Raw genomic sequence first — 17,109 nt, 5'->3', positions numbered from 1 at the left:
TGTTTAGCGTCGCCAGACCGAAGCGCAACCCGCATTGACGAAGATCAGGCGCGGAAAACATGGCAACTCACGCGCAGAATCATAGCGGGGAAGCTTTATCGCAGTGCATCAAACGCGTTTTGCACCCGCGATTGGAGGCACGGCTGATGTGTTGCAAAGCTAGAGGTTCGATCAGGAGGAATGACCGAGCACGGACGATCCGAGCAGTGCCAGCACGGCCAGCGCCATGAGGGCGGTGCCGACCCAGCCCAATCCGATCAGCCAGGACCTCGCGCGGAATTGTCCCATCAGCGCCGCGTTCGACACGATCACCATCATCATCACCATGATGGGCACGGCAACGATACCGTTGAGCACCGCGCTCCACACCAGCATATGGATCGCATCGATGCCGGTGAAGCCGAGACCGAATCCGATCACAGTCGCCGCCGCGATGATGGTGTAGAAGCCCGTCGCTTCGTCCGGCTTGGCTTCCAAAGTCGCACGCCAGCGGAAAATCTCCGAGACGCCGTAGGCGGCGGAGCCGGCAAGCACGGGGATGGCGAGCATGCCCGTGCCGATGATGCCAAGCGCGAACAGCAGGAAGGTGAAATCGCCTGCCAGAGGCCGCAGCGCTTCGGCTGCCTGTGTCGCCGAGCTGATATTGGTGGCGCCGTTGGCATGGAGCACGGTCGCGGTGGTGAGAATGATGAAGAACGCGATCACATTGGACAGGACCATTCCGACGCTGGTGTCGAGCCTGATGCGCTCCAGATCGGGATGGGTCCCCCGCCGCAGCTCGCGCAACGGTCGGTCGACCTTGCCCTGGTTCATCTCCTCGACTTCTTGCGAGGCTTGCCAGAAGAACAGATAGGGGCTGATCGTGGTGCCGAGCACGGCAACAACCATGAGAAGGTAATCAGCGTTGACAGTCGCCTTCGGCCAGACTGCGGCGAGCAGGGCGGTGCTCCAGGGAATCGTCACGGTGAACGCGGTCGCCACATAGGCGAACAGAGACAGCGTCAGGAATTTGAGCACCGGCGAATACCGGCGATAGGGCACGAAGACCTGCAGCAATGTCGAGGTGGCCGCAAAGATCAGCGCATGCTCATGATGGAGGCCGCCGATCACCAGCGACAGCGCCTCGCCCATGGCGGCGATGTCGGCTGCGATGTTGACGGTGTTGGCGCCGACCAGCAGGAACACCAGGCCGAGCACCATCCAGCGCGGTGCCACCTCCATGACATTGGCGGCAAGACCCTTGCCGGTGACGCGTCCGATCCGCGCGCTGACGAGCTGGATCGCGATCATGAACGGCGTGGTCAGGAACACGGTCCAAAGCAGCCCGTACCCGAACTGCGCTCCAGCCTGCGAGTATGTGGCAATGCCAGAGGGATCGTCGTCCGCAGCCCCGGTCACGAGGCCCGGGCCAAGCCGGCGCAGGAGCTGCCAGCCAGAGCGCTTGGAGGTTTGCAAACGCGCTGGCGAGGCAGTGTAGGTCGTCACGAGGATGCTCCGGCTGGCCGATCGGCGATCGAGGTTCGCACAAGGAAAAGCCGTTGGCGGCCAAATCGTTCCGGACCTGGGAACTCAGGCGCGCTGATTCCGTTGTGCTGTCACGAGCCGAGCTGGACGAACATCGCTATAGGAGCTCCCGAGGCCAAGAACATTCGTGCTAGCGGACGCTGACGAGCTTGCCCCAGACGGCAGCCAGGATTGCGGCTGTCAGCACATAGTGTGGATTGTCGCAGAGCGATCCGCCATAGCGGCACACGTCGTCACCGATCGAGCCGATCTCATGGTGACCGGAAACGTAGAGCAATCCGAACAGCACGCCGAGCGCTGCGGCGAAATTATACATGCGCAGTCTCCCTTGCTACACTATGCGCGATCGCCAGCGCGGCGATGCGCCGACTGGCGTGATGAGGCGCTTGCACGCTTGACTCGTCGGGCAAATCAGGTGCAGATTCACATCATCGACGAGACTATAGAGCCCGCGCCGAGAAATCGGCAGCGGGTTTTTCGCTAAACAAGCTGAGAATTTGCCAGGCCGGTTTCGGCGCGCCCAAGGCGATGTACGGCATTTTCATCAAATTTGACACGTCGGGCAAATCACCTGCATGATGTCACCATCGCAAACATCGCCTTCGCGGTAGTTCAGCCCGCAGCCGCAGAACCGGCCGGCGGGCTTTCGTTTGCCCGGATGCGGGCTCCTGTTTGCCAGATATTCTGATCGGACGGCGATCCGCACAACGGGACGCCCACAACTCGCCTTGCGTCGATCACGCGCGTCGCCGTCCACCCCTTTTTCAACCGAGCGTCGCGTCCCGATGTCGCGCGTTCGATCACTATTGACCGGCCCGCGCGAACGGGCCGGTCTGTGGCGCGGCGAATATCGCTGCCGCCGCTGCGGCCCCTCGGCAGTTCGAGGGATAGGGTTCGCGCCCGAAACGATCGCGCTGGCGAAACGCGATCTGCCGCGCCTTTCATTTGTTCAGGAGATGCCGACGATGACTGCCTATCTGATCTCTCTTGCCATTGCAGGCCTGGTCGCGCTTGCAATCTGCGACGCACTGCTCTGATCGATTGCCCGGTCGTCGTTACACCTTCCGTCGTCATCCAAGAGCAACAGAAGCAGACTATGCCAAAGACCCTGACCGACATACGCGCTGATTTTCAGCATCTGCGACGGTGGCGAAAGAGCGTCGAGCAGGCTCAGAGCTATACCTTCAAAGCTGTGATCACGATCATTGTCAGCGGCTTCGTTGGTGCGGTCTGGCTCGGCGTGAAGGCGATGCTCGGAAAGTGAGCCGAGTGCCGCGAAACGATAGCGGCGTCAGTCAGCGTGCATGGCGAGGGCTTGGGATGTATCGGATCCGGGAAGTCGACGTGCTCGACGAGGAGGTGGCCGACTTGTTGGCCGACCTGCATCGGATAACGTTCCTGAACAGCGCGCCACTGCCGCAGTTTGATGCCGGGCACTGGTGGATCGCGAGCCTGCGCCGGATGCCTGTTGCCTTCGCCGGGATCGTCCCGTCGGTTCTGGTTCCGGGCTGCGGATATTTCTGCCGTGTCGGCGTGGTCAGGTCGCACTGGGGCCGTGGCCTGCAGTTGCGACTGATGCGGGCCATGGAACATCGCGCGCGGCTTAACGGCTGGCGCGGAGTGGTTTCCGACACGACCGACAACATCGTCTCCGCAAACAATTTCATTCGTGCCGGCTATCGCCTGTTCGAGCCGCGCTTCCCGTGGGGTTGGACCAACACGCTCTACTGGCGCAAGGCGCTCTCGCCGATCGACGACTAGCTGTTGACACCGTGTTGTCGCGGCTTGCGCCGCAGCAACGCTTTCCTGCCCGGCGGCTATGTGGCCGCCGGACTTTTTTTCTGCGTCGAGGTGGGCTAACCAAAGACGGAATTGCACCCGAGGCCGCCAAGAGCCGCGGTGTTCAAGATCACGAAGATGATCGCTAGCGAGGGAGAACGCTGCGTATGGCCTGTCCAGTGCCGTTACCCGATCGGCCGCCGCGCGCAAAGGATGCGCCGACCGCGCTCGATGGCCTGCTCGTCATCGATTTCACTCGCGTCGTGGCAGGGCCGGCCTGCACGCAAACCTTGGGGGACTTTGGCGCCGAGGTCATCAAGATCGAAAATCCCGAGGGCGGCGATGATACCCGTGCTTACGAGCATGCGGAGGTTGCCGGCGAGAGCGCTGCCTTTATCAGCTTGAATCGCAACAAGCGCGGCATCGCGCTCGATCTGGCGATCCCGCAGGCTTGCGAGGTGGCGCGCGACTTGATCGCCAAGGCGGATGTCGTGGTCGAGAATTTCTCCGCCGGCGTCATGGGAAGATTTGGCCTCGATTATGCGAGCGTGTCGCCTGCAAATCCGCGGCTGATCTATTGCTCGATCTCGGCCTATGGGCGAAACGGGCCATTCGCCTGGCGTCCCGGTTTCGACCCGATTACGCAGGCGGAAAGCGGCTTCATGTCGCTGAACGGCTTCCCTGATGGTCCACCAGTGCGGACCGGACCGCCTGTTGTCGATTTGGCAACCGGCATGTCGGCCTGCAACGCCATTCTGCTGGCGCTGATGGCCCGCGAGCGGCTTGGGCGAGGGCAGTACGTCGAGGTCGCCCTTTACGACATGGCCATGGCCATGACCGGCTTCTACGGCATGGCGTATCTGATGAATGGAAGCAATCCAGGCCGTTTCGGCAATTCGCCGAACGGGTCCCCCAGCGTGGGTGTTTATGAAGCCTCGGATGGTCCGTTCTACATCGCATGTGCCAACGATCGGCTCTATCGCCGCCTGGTAACAGATGTGCTCGGTCGACCCGAACTCATGACGGATGCTCGATTTGTGACGCGGAAAGAGCGGTGGGCGAACAAAGAGAAACTGCGGACGATCATCGCCGAGGTGTTCGCAAGCGATCGCCTCGAGAACTGGATGGCCAAGATGAAGAAGGCGAACATTCCAGCGGGCTATCTGCGAAGCGTCGAGCAGGGATTCAATGCGCCGGAAGCGCGCGAACGTGATCGGCTCTCCCGTATCCCGCATCCAAAGGCGGGCTGGGTGCCGAACATCGAGACGCCGATCACCATGCAATTGACCCCGACCGTCACCCCCGTCGCCGCGCCGGTGCTCGGCCAGCACACGAACGAGGTCCTGCGGGATATCTTAGGTTACAGCGAATCCCGCATTGCAGCGTTGGGCAAAGCCGGAGCGTTCGGAAAATCCGCTGAATGACGGTTGCGGGCCGCAGGCTGCCCATGATCGGGATTGGTTGCCAATTCCGAGATAACGGATAACAATGAACAGACGAGCTAGGAGGTGGCGTGGGCAAGTCGGGCCGCGTCCAGCAATGCGTCACGGTCCGGGGCAGAGGACCTTTCGGCTGGCAAGGAAGGCGACGATGATGAAGGCTCCGACCCAGGGCCCGATCGGCAGGACGCGATGAGCGACCCGTTTGCCCCAATCGCCGAGCGCGTCCGTGCGCTCCTCCCGGCGCTTCGAAAGCGCGCCGAGTGGACGGAGGAGCTTCGCCAGCTGCCACCGGAAACCGAGCAAGACCTGCATGATGCCCAGGTGTTTCGGATCCTGCAGCCAGAGAGGGTCGGTGGCCTCGAACTGGACTATGTCGCGCTGGTCGATTGCACGGACCTGCTTGCGCAGGCCGATGCATCCGTCGCCTGGAACGTCGCCAATCTTGCCAGCCATCACTGGATGATGGCGATGTTCGACCGCCGGGCGCAGGACAAGGTTTGGGGGGATGATCCGAGCATCCTGATCGCGTCCTCGTTCATCTTCCCAGCCGGTCGCGCGCGGCGCGTGAAGGGCGGATATGAATTGCGAGGCAGTTGGCCGCTGTCGTCGGGCGTCGCCTCCTGCCAGTGGAATATGCTGGCCAGCGTTGTCGCGTCCGAAGATGAAGCAGATGGTGTCGAATATCGCATCTTTCTGCTGCCAAAGACGGACTACACGATCCTCGACACCTGGAAGGCGGCCGGTCTGCGAGGGACGGCGTCGAACGACGTCGAAGTGCGCGATGCCTTCGTCCCTGACGAAATGACAATCGGCGTAAACGATCTGGCTGGCGGTCCGACGCCGGGGAGCGCCAGCAATCCCAATGTGCTTTATCAGCTGCCGGTATTCTCGCTCTTTCCGTTTGTCATCTCCGGGGTTGGGCTCGGCAACGCGCAGGCCTGTCTCGATGATTATATCGAGGGCGCCCAGCACCGGGCATCCACCTACAATCGCGCCAGGCTCAGTGATCTCCAGAGTACCCAGATCAAGATCGCCGAAGCCTCTGCCAAGATAGACGCTGCCCGCATGATCATGCGCGCGAACTGCATCAGCGCGATGACCGACGCGAGAGCGAGCCGTGTCCCCGACATGATCACCAAGACCCGCTATCGGCGTGACGGCGCCTATTCGGTCAATCTCTGCACGGAAGCCGTCTCGTTGCTGTTCGCCGCGAGCGGCGCGCGCGGCTTGTTCACGTCGGGTGTGCTGCAGCGGCAATTCCGCGATGCGCACGCGATCAATTCCCACATCGCGTTCAATTTCGACGCGGCAGGCACCAGCTACGGGCGGGTTGCACTTGGCCTGCCGTCGGACAATTTGACGCTCTGAGGCATCCGGATGAACGACACGCCCAAGCATCCGGCCGGCCTAGATCCGACGAAAGAACTGGCCAGCGATAGCTCTCCGATCGATCCACGAGACTTTCGCAACGCGCTGGGAACATATGCGACCGGTGTCACGATCATTACCGCTGCCGACGACAACGGGAAGCCTTACGGTCTGACGTGCAACTCTTTCGCGTCGGTGTCTCTCAATCCGCCGCTCGTGCTCTGGAGTCTTCTGCTCTATTCGTCGAGCCTCAGCGTGTTTCAGAACGCCAGCCATTTCGCCGTGAACGTCCTGGGCGCCTCGCAACAGGCGTTGGCCAGCAAATTTGCGAGATCGTCCGATGACAAATTTGCTGGCGTGGATTGGACAGCAGGTCTCGGTCGAGCGCCATTGCTGGCCGATAGCGTGGCTAGCTTCCAGTGTCGCTCCGTCAACCGCTACTATGGCGGAGATCATGTGATCTTTCTCGGCGCGGTGGAGGCGTACGCCTACAATCGCGGCGAGCCGTTGCTGTTCTTGCGCGGCGACTTTGGTCGGTTCTCATCCGGTGATGATCGTAAGACGAACGAAGGTTGACGCTCCGGCTCGTCGCTCCTTGGTTGTGCCATCTACGTCCTTCTGCTCTCACGGCTAATAATGGGTCGTCTCATCCTCACCTTTGTCGCTCCGCAATACTGTGCTGTCGCAAATTCTTCATATGCGGCCATTAGTGGAAGCCCGTTGTTGGCCAAAGGGCCATCATGACGGAGTTTACCGTATGAAGATCACCCGCCTCGCCGTCGTTTTGCTTGCGCTATGCGTCTTGGCGCCGTGGCATGCGGCCAAGGCCGCCGACGTCATTTGCTACAATTGTCCGCCCGAGTGGGCGGATTGGGCATCGATGCTCAAGTCCATCAAGACCGATCTGAATTACGATATTCCGCACGACAACAAGAATTCGGGACAGGCGCTCGCCCAGATTCTGGCTGAGAAGAACAATCCGGTCGCCGATATCGGCTATTTCGGTGTGACCTTCGGCATGAAGGCCAAGAGCCAGGATGCTCTCGAGCCATACAGGTCGGCCCATTGGGACCAGGTCCCTGCCGGCCTGAAGGACCCGGACGGTTATTGGACGACCATTCATTCGGGCACGCTGGGTCTGTTCGTGAACAAGGACGCGCTTGGCGATAAACCGGTGCCGGCGTGCTGGAAGGATCTGCTCAAGTCTGACTATAAGGGAATGGTCGGCTATCTCGATCCGAGCTCCGCCGCTGTCGGATATGTCGGCGCGGTCGCGGTGAATCTCGCCCTCGGCGGATCGTCATCCAATTTCGATCCCGCGATTACTTTCTTCAAGGAGTTGCGCAGGAACGATCCGATCGTACCGAAGCAGACCTCCTATGCGCGCGTGGTGTCCGGTGAAATGCCGATTCTGCTGGACTACGACTTCAACGCCTATCGCGCCAAATATTCAGAGAAAGGAAATTTCGAGTTCGTGATCCCGTGCGAAGGCACGGTTGCGTTTCCTTATGTCGTCGGACTGGTCAAGAATGCGCCTGACAAGGAGAAGGCGAAGAAGGTTTTGGATTACCTGTTGTCCGACAAGGGGCAGGCGATCTGGACCAACGCCTATCTCCGTCCGGCCCGTCCGATCGAACTGCCTGAGGCGGTCAAGAGCAAGTTTCTGCCCGATAGCGACTATGCGCGTGCCAAGAGTGTCGATTGGGGCGAAATGGAAAACGTACAGAAGGGCTTCGTCGACCGCTATCTTGCCGAGGTCCGTTGATGCAGTATGATGCCTCGTAGGCGGGCATTTTCCTTCATGTCACACCGAAGCTTTGTTTCGCTGTGTTTGCTGCCGCTGATTGTGCTCACGGCCGCATTCTTCCTGATCCCGATGGCGAGGCTGCTGGTCACGGGCGCCGACGGGCCGCGCGGAATTGCGGAGTATTTTGCGATCCTTACCGAGGCCCGCTATCGCGCAACGCTGATGAACACGGTGTTGCTGGCGGCAGCGACCACCGTCGCCACGATGATCGTGGCGACGATCGTGGGGCTTTTCCTGCAGCGTCGCCGCTTTGCCGGACGGTCGCTCTTGATCGCCGTGCTGACCTTTCCTCTGGCCTTTCCCGGCGTCGTCGTCGGCTTCATGATCATTCTTCTCGGCGGGCGGCAGGGCTTGCTTGGAGAGTTGTCGACGCGCCTCGGCAGCAACAAGGTCGTCTTCGCGTATTCGATTTACGGGTTGTTTTTTGGCTATCTCTATTTTTCCATTCCGCGCGTGATCCTGACGATCATGGCTGCGGTGCAGAAGCTTGATCCGGGTCTGGAAGAGGCCGCGAGATCGCTTGGTGCGGGTCCCTGGGCTGTGCAGCGAGACGTCGTGCTGCCGGCGCTTGCGCCAGCATTTGTTGCGTCAGGCGCGATTGCGTTCGCCACAGCGATGGGCGCTTTCGGCACGGCTTTTACCCTTGCCACCAACATCGACGTACTCCCGATGTTGATCTACACCGAGTTCACGCTGGCTGGGAATCTGGCAACATCCGCAGCGCTCTCGGTCGGGCTTGGCATCATTACCTGGCTCGCTCTCGCGCTGGCTCGATCGTTCAGTGGCAGTGCTGTTGCGGCTGCTGGCTAAGATGATTCGCGATCGCCTCATCTTTACCGGCCAATTGCTGTTCACGTTTCTGGTGGCGGCGTTTCTCATTGTGCCGGCCGGTCTCTCCATCGCCGCAGGTGTGACTGTCAACTATTTCCGTGGTATTCAATCGGGGCTGACACTGCAATGGATCGCCCAGGTCTGGGAACTCTATGCAGCTACGATAGCATCCTCCTTCGTCATCGCATTCGCCACCCTGGCGATCACGCTGCTGGCCGGCGTTCCCGCGGCCTACGCGCTCCTTGTTCGAGGAGGGCGATTGGCCCGTATGATCGAGGAGATCATCACGCTGCCGCTGGCGATTCCGGGACTTGCAATCGCGTTGGCGTTGCTGCTGACTTATGGTGGCTTCGGTGCTTTCCGTCGTTCCTGGCTGTTCATCGTCGTTGGCCATGTCATCTTCACCATGCCTTTCATGGTGCGCTCCGTGATGGCCGTATTTGCAACTGTCGAAATCAAGACCCTGGACGAAGGAGCGGCCTCGCTCGGCGCACCGGCATGGCGGAGGTTCTGGGACGTCATCGTTCCCAACGGGACTCCGGGAATTCTTGCCGGTAGCTTGATGGTCGTCACGTTGTCGCTCGGCGAATTCAACCTGACCTGGATGCTCCATACGCCACTGACCAAGACATTGCCGATCGGGCTTGCCGACAGTTACGCCTCGATGCGGCTCGAGGTCGCCTCGGCATATACGCTGGTATTCTTCATCATGATCATCCCGCTTCTGGTCGCCATGCAGTGGATCGCCGAAAGGGGAGGCGCGCGGTGAAGCTGTCGGCGGGACACGGCGTTGCAGTTCGCATCGAGGCGTGCGCCAAGACATTTGCGGGTGGCGCACGCGTGCTTGCGCCTGTGACGCTTGACATTGCAAGCGGCGAAACGCTCGTGCTGCTCGGGCCGTCCGGTTGCGGCAAGACCACTATGCTGCGTATCATTGCGGGGCTCGAGCAGCCCGATGCAGGTGGACGTGTCATGTTCGATGGCAAGGACATGACACGGGTGCCGATCGAGCGGCGTAACGTCGGCATGGTGTTTCAATCCTATGCGCTGTTCCCGAATATGAGCGTCGCGGACAATATCGGCTATGGCTTGAAAATCCGCGGTGTGCCGCAAGCGAAACGTGCCGAGCGGATAGCCGAACTCGTCGAACTGACCGGTATCGACGGGCTCGAGGATCGCCGTGTCGATCAACTCTCGGGGGGACAGAGACAGCGCGTCGCGCTGGCGCGCGCCGTTGCGATCAGGCCCAGCGTTCTCTTGCTTGACGAGCCGCTTACAGCGCTCGATGCCGCATTGCGCGAACGGCTCCGCGGAGATCTGAACCGGCTGTTGCGCTCTCTCGGGATCACCACGATCTACGTGACGCATGATCAGGCAGAAGCGATGGAACTCGGCGATCGGATCGTCGTCATGAGCAAGGGGCGCGTTGCTCAGGTCGGTTCGCCGCGGGAGGTCTATTTCGAGCCGGCCAATCGCTTCGTGGCCGAGTTTATTGGTGCCGCCAATATTCTCGAAGCCCCGATTGAGGGCTGTCGACTCATGCTGCCGGGAGGCAAGCTGCCTGTCGACGGGGCTGCCAATCAGGCGCGAGCTATGGTGATGATCCGGCCTGAGACGATCCGTATTGTCAATGTCGATGCGGCGTCGCTTGCCGGCACGGTCGAGACCGTTCGCTTCGCAGGCGACCGACTGCGGATCACGGTTCGAGATGCCGCGGTCAATATGCTCGCGGTCGAAGCGCCTAATGCGGTTGCGGTAGCGGCTGGCGATCGGGTCGGGCTCTCGATCGCGCCTGACGCCATTCGCCTATTACCAGCGGAAAGCCAGTGAAGGACATGCCGAGCAAGCCGACCCGTATTGCGCAGATTTCCGACCTTCACATCAAGGCGCCGGGAAAGCTTGCCTATAGGCGCGTGGATACGGCGCAAGCACTCAGACGTTGTATTGCAACGCTGAACAGGCTTACGCCCGCGCCTGATGTCGTGGTGATCTCAGGCGATCTTGTGGATACGCCGACCGAGCACGAGTATCAGCACCTGACAACCCTGCTGGCCGAGTTGAGACTTCCATTTGCGGCTGTTCCGGGCAATCACGATTCGCGCGATCTGATGCGGAGCGCCTTCCCGGACTGCGCTTACGCATTTCCGTCCGGAGCCCTCAATCAGTGCATCGAGCTCCACACCCTCGACTTGTTGCTGCTGGATTCCAGTGTGCCAGGCAAGCCCCATGGCGAACTCGACGAGCCAACGCTCGAATGGCTCGACAGTAGATTATCGATGTCAGCGGATAGACCCGCGCTGCTGTTCCTGCACCATCCGCCATTTTTCACCGGCATCGGTCACATGGATCGGCAGAACCTGCGCAATGCCGCCGATCTCGCGTCAATCATAAGACGTCATGACCGCGTAAGACTGATTGCGAGCGGTCACGTCCACAGGGCGGTCTTGACGGCGTTTGCGGGTGTCATCTGCACGATCTGCCCGGCGCCCAATCATGCCGTCGCCCTCGATCTTGCGGAGCGTTGGGCGCCTTCATTTGCGATCGAACCGCCGGCACTCCATCTTCACGTCTGTTTCCCTGGGGAAGGATACGGCACGATCGTGAGCCACCAGGTTCCGATTGGCCAATTCGATGGCCCGCATCCGTTCTTCGACGCTGCTGGCAATCTGATCGACTAATGCTTCTTCGCGGTCTCGTCGGCTTCGGGCGGATCAAGATACATGCCTGACACGGTGTCGACCCAGCAGAGTTGGTCATGAACCGCCCTGACGCCTGGGATGTTCTCGGCTGCGACGATGGCCGCATGCCGCGATTGCTCGTCGGTAATCACCCCGCTCAAATGAACAATGCCATCTTTTACGATGACGCTGAGCCCGAACGGACACCAGTCGTTCTTCTCCAGCGCGTCAATCACGCGGTTGCGGATATGGTCATCGTCTGCCGTTGGATCCGGAACTTGGCGCGCGAGAGAAGCAACAGCCTGCAGCAGATTTGCCCGTGAGACGATGCCGACGAGCTGGTCTCCGCGCATGACCGGCAGCCGTTTGACATTATTCTTCTCCATCAGCGCGACGATCTCGGCCAGCGCAGTATCCTCCGCGATCGTCAGCGGCGATGTCGTCATGACGTCTGAAATCTTGCGCCCGTGCTCTTGGACAAAGTCGGAAGCGGTCTTTCCTGGCCCGAGAATGAAACGCAGCCAGCGACCGCGTTTACGCCCAGTGCCGATTTCGGCTCGGCGAATGAAGTCGCCCTCGGACACGATGCCGACGAGCTTGCCGGAGGTGTTGACGACCGGCAAGCCGCTGACATGGCGCCGGAGCATGAGGTTTGCGGCGTCGATGATCGGCGTATCGGGCGTGACCGTGATGACCGGGCGAGTCATGATCTGATGAGCGCGCATTGCAAGCTCCAAGAGGCCGGGAACCGGTTGACCGTAGCGCCCAGTCAGAGCGGAGATTTGATGCAGGTCAAGTGAGATATAGAAGCCGAATTGAAGCACCCTGGAACACGCAGGTTGAGGACGCGCTCAGACGCCGTTTCGCAGGTTAGTCTAGAGGCGTCCTCCCGCGCCTTATCGGTCAATGTTGGATCGAACAACGTTTTTCGATTGGAGAACCGTCGTGGACTGCGCGCCTTGCTGGGCTATGATGTCGGTCCAGATGGACGAATATTGATCCACCTCGTGCATCAACGTCGAACCCCTGCGGAATACGTCGATGTCGACTTATCGCTTGAACAACCTGCTGTCGCCACGTTCGGTCGCGTTGGTTGGTGCGAGCCCGCGCCGCAACTCGGTCGGTCGTGCAATCCTGCAGAATCTTGTCCAGAGCGGATTTGCCGGCGATGTTGGAATCGTCAATTCCCGATATTCCGAGATGGATGGTGTCGCCACCGTGCCGAGCCTGGACCGGCTCCCTTTCGTTCCGGAACTCGTCATCATTACGACGCCGCCGGCGACGCTGCCGGTTTTGGTTGAACAGGCGGGAAGGGTCGGCGCGGCCGGTGCATTGATCATCACGGCAGGCCTCGGGCACGGACCAGGGTCGTTGCTGGAGCAAACGGAGCGTGCCGCGAAGCCGTACGGTATACGGCTCGTCGGCCCCAATTCTATTGGCATCACCGTGCCGGCAATCCGGCTCAACGCCAGCTTTTCCGCCCACACGCCGCACGCAGGCAATCTGGCGCTGATCTCGCAGTCGGGCGCGATTGCGGCCGGGATGGTCGATTGGAGCGTCCAGCGCGGCGTGGGTTTTTCGGGCGTCGTCTCGATCGGGGATCAGCTCGACGTCGATATCGCAGACCTCCTCGACCACTTTGCGCTAGATACCAAAACGCGCGCCATCTTGCTCTACATTGAAGCAATCAAGGATGCCCGTAAGTTCATGTCAGCCGCACGTGCGGCTGCGCGAGTGAAGCCCGTTGTCGTCGTCAAATCCGGCGGTGGGGTGGAGGCAGCCAAGACTCCGGCTACGCATATCGGCGCGCTGGCTGGGGCGGACGCGGTCTATGATGCCGCATTTCGCCGTGCGGGTATCGTGCGTGTCTCCGATCTTCGTGAGCTGTTCGATTGTGCGGAGACGCTAGGACGCCTGGAGGCGCCGATTGGTAAGCGGCTGGCCATTCTCACGAATGGGCATGGAATCGGCAATCTCGCGATCGACCGCCTTCTCGAACTTGGCGGAGTGCCGGCGTCCGTAGGGCCGACCGTGCAGGCGAAGCTCGACGCCGTTCTTCCGTCGATCTGGTCGGCATCGAATCCGGTCGACATCGTCGGAGATGCTGACGCTGAGCGCTATGCTGCCGCGCTCGAGGCTCTGTTGTCCGACCAGGACAATGATGCCGTGCTGGTCCTGAATGTTCAGACTGCGATCGCAGCGGCAGACGACATCGCGGCGAGCGTCGCCAAATTGGTGCGCACCTATCGCGAGCAACATCGCCGTTGGGCCAAGCCGGTTCTCGCTGCTTGGATCGCTGCGGAGCAGGCGACGCTCGACACGCTCAGCAACGCGGCAATTCCCAACTATCCGACCGAAGGTGACGCCGTGCGCGGCTTCATGCATCTGGTTCGTCACCGTGAGGTCGTCGAGGCGCTCGCCGCCGTGCCGCCTGCGATGCCAAGCTCGTTTGCCCCCGACGTGGCGGTTGCCCGCAGCATCGTCGCGCGCGCAGTGACGGAAGGGCGAAGTTGGCTCGATCCGGTCGAGATCAAGCGGTTGCTCGAAGCCTATGAGATCGAGATGGTGCCGACCTTCGCGGCCTCCAACGTTGACGATGCTGTCCGCTCCGCTTCTGAACTGTTCGCGCAGGGCGCGACCGTGGTGCTGAAAATTCTCTCTCCTGATATCGTGCACAAGTCCGATGTCGGAGGCGTGGTGCTCAATCTGACCTCGCCGGACGCGGTACGAACGGCCGCGAACGAGATCATGGCTCGGACTGCGTCGTTGCGGCCGGAGGCGCGCATTTCCGGCGTGATCGTGCAGCCTATGGTCATTCGAAGCAAGGCGCGCGAGATTATCATGGGAATTGCCGACGACCCGACATTCGGCACCGTCATGGTATTCGGTCGCGGCGGAACTGCGGTCGAGATCATCAACGACAAGGCCTTGGCGCTCCCGCCACTTGATCTGCGTCTCGCGCGGGACCTGATTGAGCGAACGCGGGTGTCGAGACTGCTACGCGCCTATCGCGACGTTCCAGCCGTCAAGCCGGACGCGGTCGCAATGGTCCTGGTGAAGCTCGCGCAGATGGCGGCAGACATCCCCGAGATTCGCGAGCTCGATATCAATCCGCTGTTGGCCGACGAGAGCGGCGTCATGGCTGTGGATGCCCGGGTCGCGGTTGGCCGGACCGAGCCGAAGTTCAAGGGGTCTGGTCCATCCAACCTTGCCGTGCGCGCCTATCCGACGCAATGGGAGCGGCACCTGGAAATCAAGGACGGCTGGCACATCTTTGCCCGGCCGATCCGTCCAGAAGACGAGCCGCTCATTCATGACTTTCTGCGTCACGTGACAAGCGAGGATCTTCGCCTGCGGTTCTTTGCGCCGATGAAGGAATTCACCCATGACTTTATCGCTCGCCTGACGCAGCTCGATTATGCGCGCGCCATGGCCTTCGTCGCGTTTGATGAGGCAACCAACGAGTTACTGGGCGTCGTGCGGATTCACTCCGATTCGGTCTACGAGAATGGTGAGTATGCGATACTGCTTCGTTCCGATCTGAAGGGGAAGGGACTGGGCTGGGTACTGATGCAACTCATGATCGAATATGCGCGTTCCGAAGGACTGAAGGTTATCTCGGGCGACGTTCTGCAGGAAAACACAGTCATGCTCGACATGTGCCGCAATCTTGGCTTCGAGGTCAAAACGGATCCCGCCGAGCTCGATCTCTGTAACGTCAAACTGCGGCTCTAGCGCGCCGATTCTGAAGTTCGTATCGTAGTTGCGGCATCCTTGTTGGCGGACTTTGGAATCGAAGAGCGGTCGATACGACTGCCAACGCTCCATTTGATTTGGATCAAATGCCGTTTCACCGATCCGCTAAGATGCGCGCGAGGCTTCGGAGCTTTGCATGAAGACGTCACTGTTTGCGGTTGGTTCCAATGGACAGAGCTGTGCTGATTGTGCCGTCCGCGAGTTCAGCGTCTGTTCATCGCTGGATGAGGTCGAGATGCACGATTTCGAGCAACTCAGCCGGCGAGTTCATTTTTCGGCCTGCGAGACAGTGTTCGCCCAGGAGGACATGTCCTTGCCGTTGTTCAGCCTCGTCGATGGGGTGATCCGGCTCTACAAGCTGCTGCCGGACGGCCGCAGGCAGATCGTCGGCTTTGCGCTGCCCGGCGATCTTCTGGGCATGACGACGGCGGATCGCCATGGTGTCTCGGCCGACGCAATCGGCCCCGTCACCGTCTGTCGCATTGCCCGGGCGCCCTTTGCACGCTTTTCTGCGGATAACGCCAACCTGTTGCGCCGGATCAACGAGTTAGTCATTCGGGAGCTCAATCGGGCTCGGGATCATATGGTCCTGCTTGGGCGGCGATCAGCGGAGGAGAAGGTCGCAATCTTTCTGGTCGATTGGCGGGATCGTCTGGCCGAATTGCGGGAGACCACAGATGTCGTCCCCCTGCCGATGAGCCGGCAGGATATTGCCGATTATCTCGCCTGACGATCGAGACCGTGAGTCGAACCTTCACCAAGCTCGAGCGCGACGGCGTTATCGAGATCATTCCCGGCGGGGTCTGTCTCCGTAATCCCGCGCGGGTCGAGGCGTTGGCTGCAGCTTGACCTCTTGTCAGCTGGCAGCCGATGTCTCGTGAAGGCGGCCCGCTCGCCCGGCGTCCAATGCTCGCTAGTGCGGATCGTGACCGGGGGCGCCTCAGCCGCCGCTTGGCGCCATTCTACGGAGGTCCAATATGTTGCTTCCGACTTCAGTCTTCGGTGTAGGGTCTTGTCCGTCCTGTCCGACGGCTGCTAATTCGACTATTATTCTGTTTTGCGTCTCTGGGACGACACATCCACCTAATTTTCGGTAATATCTTCCGGTCGGCAGAGGCCGATATCTGGAGGACCGGCGTGATTGAGGATAAAAAGGCGAGTTCCCGTTCGTTGGCAGGCGGCAAATTGTCGGTGCTTCGTCAGCATCCGATCTTTCATGACCTCGATTCGGACGCCCTCGATCAGCTCTGTCGCTATGCCAAGCCGACCTCGCTGAAGCGTGGGGCCACCATCTTTTCCAAGGGCGATCCGGGCAACAGTCTCTACGCCATTATCAGCGGCACCGTTAAAATCAGCGTTTCGTCGCCGGATGGACGCAACGCGATCCTGAACCTGATCAGCGCCGGCGAGATTTTCGGAGAGGTCGCGCTGCTGGACGGCCGGGAGCGGACGGCCGACGCCACGGCCAATACCAATTGTGAGATTTTCGTTATCGACCGCCGCGATTTCCTGCCCTTTGTCAGGAGCCAGCCGATATTGGCCATGAAGTTCATCGAGCTTCTATGCGATCGGCTGCGCTGGACCAGCGATCAGGTCGAGCAGGTCATTCTGCAGGATCTGCCGCGCCGGCTCGCCAGCGCGCTACTCGGCCTTACCGAGAAGCGGAAGCTCGAACCCACCAGCCGGACCATCGCGATCACCCAGCAAGAGATCAGCGAGATGGTCGGCATGACCCGCGAGAGTATCAACAAGCAGTTGCGCGCCTGGGCTGCGCGCAACTGGGTCCGCCTCGAACATGGCGCCATCGTCCTGCTCAATCCGGATCCGCTCCGTGCGCTCGCGGAAGCCGGTGCCGACAATTCCGAGTAACAGAGAATCAAATCAACACGTGATGCGTGTGCTTTGCCGACAATCTCAGGCGAAT

Annotated in this window: 16 protein-coding genes and 1 pseudogene; 14 read left to right on the top strand and 3 right to left on the bottom strand. The window is 60.6% G+C overall.

Annotated elements, in window-relative coordinates; genetic code table 11:
- Positions 1-171: 171 nt before the first annotated feature.
- Together P6U24_RS28235 and P6U24_RS28230 are read right to left on the bottom strand one after the other, a co-directional pair.
- Entirely contained in the window at positions 172-1,455 is a 1,284-nt protein-coding gene (locus P6U24_RS28235) for an NRAMP family divalent metal transporter (protein ID WP_407160620.1), read from the bottom strand.
- Positions 1,456-1,654: 199 nt separating this feature from the next.
- Positions 1,655-1,840, bottom strand: coding sequence for a hypothetical protein (locus P6U24_RS28230; RefSeq protein WP_407155712.1), 186 nt, complete (start codon positions 1,838-1,840; stop codon positions 1,655-1,657).
- A 469-nt stretch (positions 1,841-2,309) separates the two neighbouring features.
- On the opposite strand from P6U24_RS28230, the gene P6U24_RS28225 reads away from it, so the two are divergent.
- From P6U24_RS28225 to P6U24_RS28175, 11 genes are all read left to right on the top strand, one after another.
- Positions 2,310-2,561 carry a hypothetical protein gene (locus P6U24_RS28225; RefSeq protein WP_407155711.1) on the top strand — a complete coding sequence of 84 codons (252 nt, stop codon included), beginning with the start codon at positions 2,310-2,312 and terminating at the stop codon, positions 2,559-2,561.
- Between the two features lie 59 nt (positions 2,562-2,620).
- Positions 2,621-2,788, top strand: coding sequence for a hypothetical protein (locus P6U24_RS28220; protein ID WP_407160815.1), 168 nt, complete (start codon positions 2,621-2,623; stop codon positions 2,786-2,788).
- 56 nt (positions 2,789-2,844) lie between these two features.
- Positions 2,845-3,285: a GNAT family N-acetyltransferase gene (locus tag P6U24_RS28215; RefSeq protein ID WP_407155710.1), complete on the top strand. Its 441-nt coding sequence runs from the start codon at positions 2,845-2,847 to the stop codon at positions 3,283-3,285.
- A gap of 185 nt (positions 3,286-3,470) precedes the next feature.
- Positions 3,471-4,727 carry a CaiB/BaiF CoA transferase family protein gene (locus P6U24_RS28210; RefSeq protein WP_407155709.1) on the top strand — a complete coding sequence of 419 codons (1,257 nt, stop codon included), beginning with the start codon at positions 3,471-3,473 and terminating at the stop codon, positions 4,725-4,727.
- A gap of 207 nt (positions 4,728-4,934) precedes the next feature.
- The gene (locus tag P6U24_RS28205; protein WP_407155708.1) at positions 4,935-6,113 is read left to right on the top strand and encodes an acyl-CoA dehydrogenase family protein; all 1,179 of its coding nucleotides are present in this window, start codon (positions 4,935-4,937) and stop codon (positions 6,111-6,113) included.
- Between the two features lie 9 nt (positions 6,114-6,122).
- Positions 6,123-6,689 (top strand): flavin reductase family protein, encoded by a 567-nt coding sequence (locus P6U24_RS28200; RefSeq protein WP_407155707.1) that lies wholly within the window; start codon positions 6,123-6,125, stop codon positions 6,687-6,689.
- A 181-nt stretch (positions 6,690-6,870) separates the two neighbouring features.
- Entirely contained in the window at positions 6,871-7,878 is a 1,008-nt protein-coding gene (locus P6U24_RS28195) for an ABC transporter substrate-binding protein (protein WP_407155706.1), read from the top strand.
- Between the two features lie 36 nt (positions 7,879-7,914).
- A complete protein-coding gene (locus P6U24_RS28190; RefSeq protein ID WP_407155705.1) occupies positions 7,915-8,730 on the top strand; it encodes an ABC transporter permease in 816 nt (271 codons plus the stop codon).
- A 4-nt stretch (positions 8,731-8,734) separates the two neighbouring features.
- Positions 8,735-9,520 carry an ABC transporter permease gene (locus P6U24_RS28185; RefSeq protein WP_407160619.1) on the top strand — a complete coding sequence of 262 codons (786 nt, stop codon included), beginning with the start codon at positions 8,735-8,737 and terminating at the stop codon, positions 9,518-9,520.
- Entirely contained in the window at positions 9,517-10,581 is a 1,065-nt protein-coding gene (locus P6U24_RS28180; RefSeq protein WP_407155704.1) for an ABC transporter ATP-binding protein, read from the top strand. Before P6U24_RS28185 ends, P6U24_RS28180 begins: the two co-directional genes overlap by 4 nt.
- Positions 10,582-10,586: 5 nt before the next feature.
- On the top strand, positions 10,587-11,429 hold the full coding sequence (locus P6U24_RS28175) for a phosphodiesterase (RefSeq protein WP_407160618.1): 843 nt from the start codon (positions 10,587-10,589) through the stop codon (positions 11,427-11,429).
- Here P6U24_RS28175 and P6U24_RS28170 read toward each other — a convergent pair.
- Positions 11,426-12,154, bottom strand: coding sequence for a CBS domain-containing protein (locus P6U24_RS28170; protein ID WP_407160617.1), 729 nt, complete (start codon positions 12,152-12,154; stop codon positions 11,426-11,428). The genes P6U24_RS28175 and P6U24_RS28170 overlap by 4 nt on opposite strands.
- Before the next feature lie 316 nt (positions 12,155-12,470).
- On the opposite strand from P6U24_RS28170, the gene P6U24_RS28165 reads away from it, so the two are divergent.
- From P6U24_RS28165 to P6U24_RS28155, 3 genes and pseudogenes are all read left to right on the top strand, one after another.
- Positions 12,471-15,164: a GNAT family N-acetyltransferase gene (locus P6U24_RS28165; protein ID WP_407155703.1), complete on the top strand. Its 2,694-nt coding sequence runs from the start codon at positions 12,471-12,473 to the stop codon at positions 15,162-15,164.
- A gap of 157 nt (positions 15,165-15,321) precedes the next feature.
- Positions 15,322-16,034 (top strand): annotated as a pseudogene (locus P6U24_RS28160) (helix-turn-helix domain-containing protein).
- A 288-nt stretch (positions 16,035-16,322) separates the two neighbouring features.
- Positions 16,323-17,054, top strand: a complete 732-nt coding sequence (locus P6U24_RS28155; protein ID WP_407155702.1) for a Crp/Fnr family transcriptional regulator — start codon at positions 16,323-16,325, stop codon at positions 17,052-17,054.
- The last annotated feature ends 55 nt before the right edge of the window (positions 17,055-17,109 follow it).

It is taken from the genome of Bradyrhizobium sp. STM 3557, assembly GCF_045571465.1.
Lineage (GTDB): Bacteria > Pseudomonadota > Alphaproteobacteria > Rhizobiales > Xanthobacteraceae > Bradyrhizobium.
The sequence above is the reverse complement of the archived record's forward strand: the minus strand, read 5'-3'. Positions and strand labels throughout refer to the sequence as shown.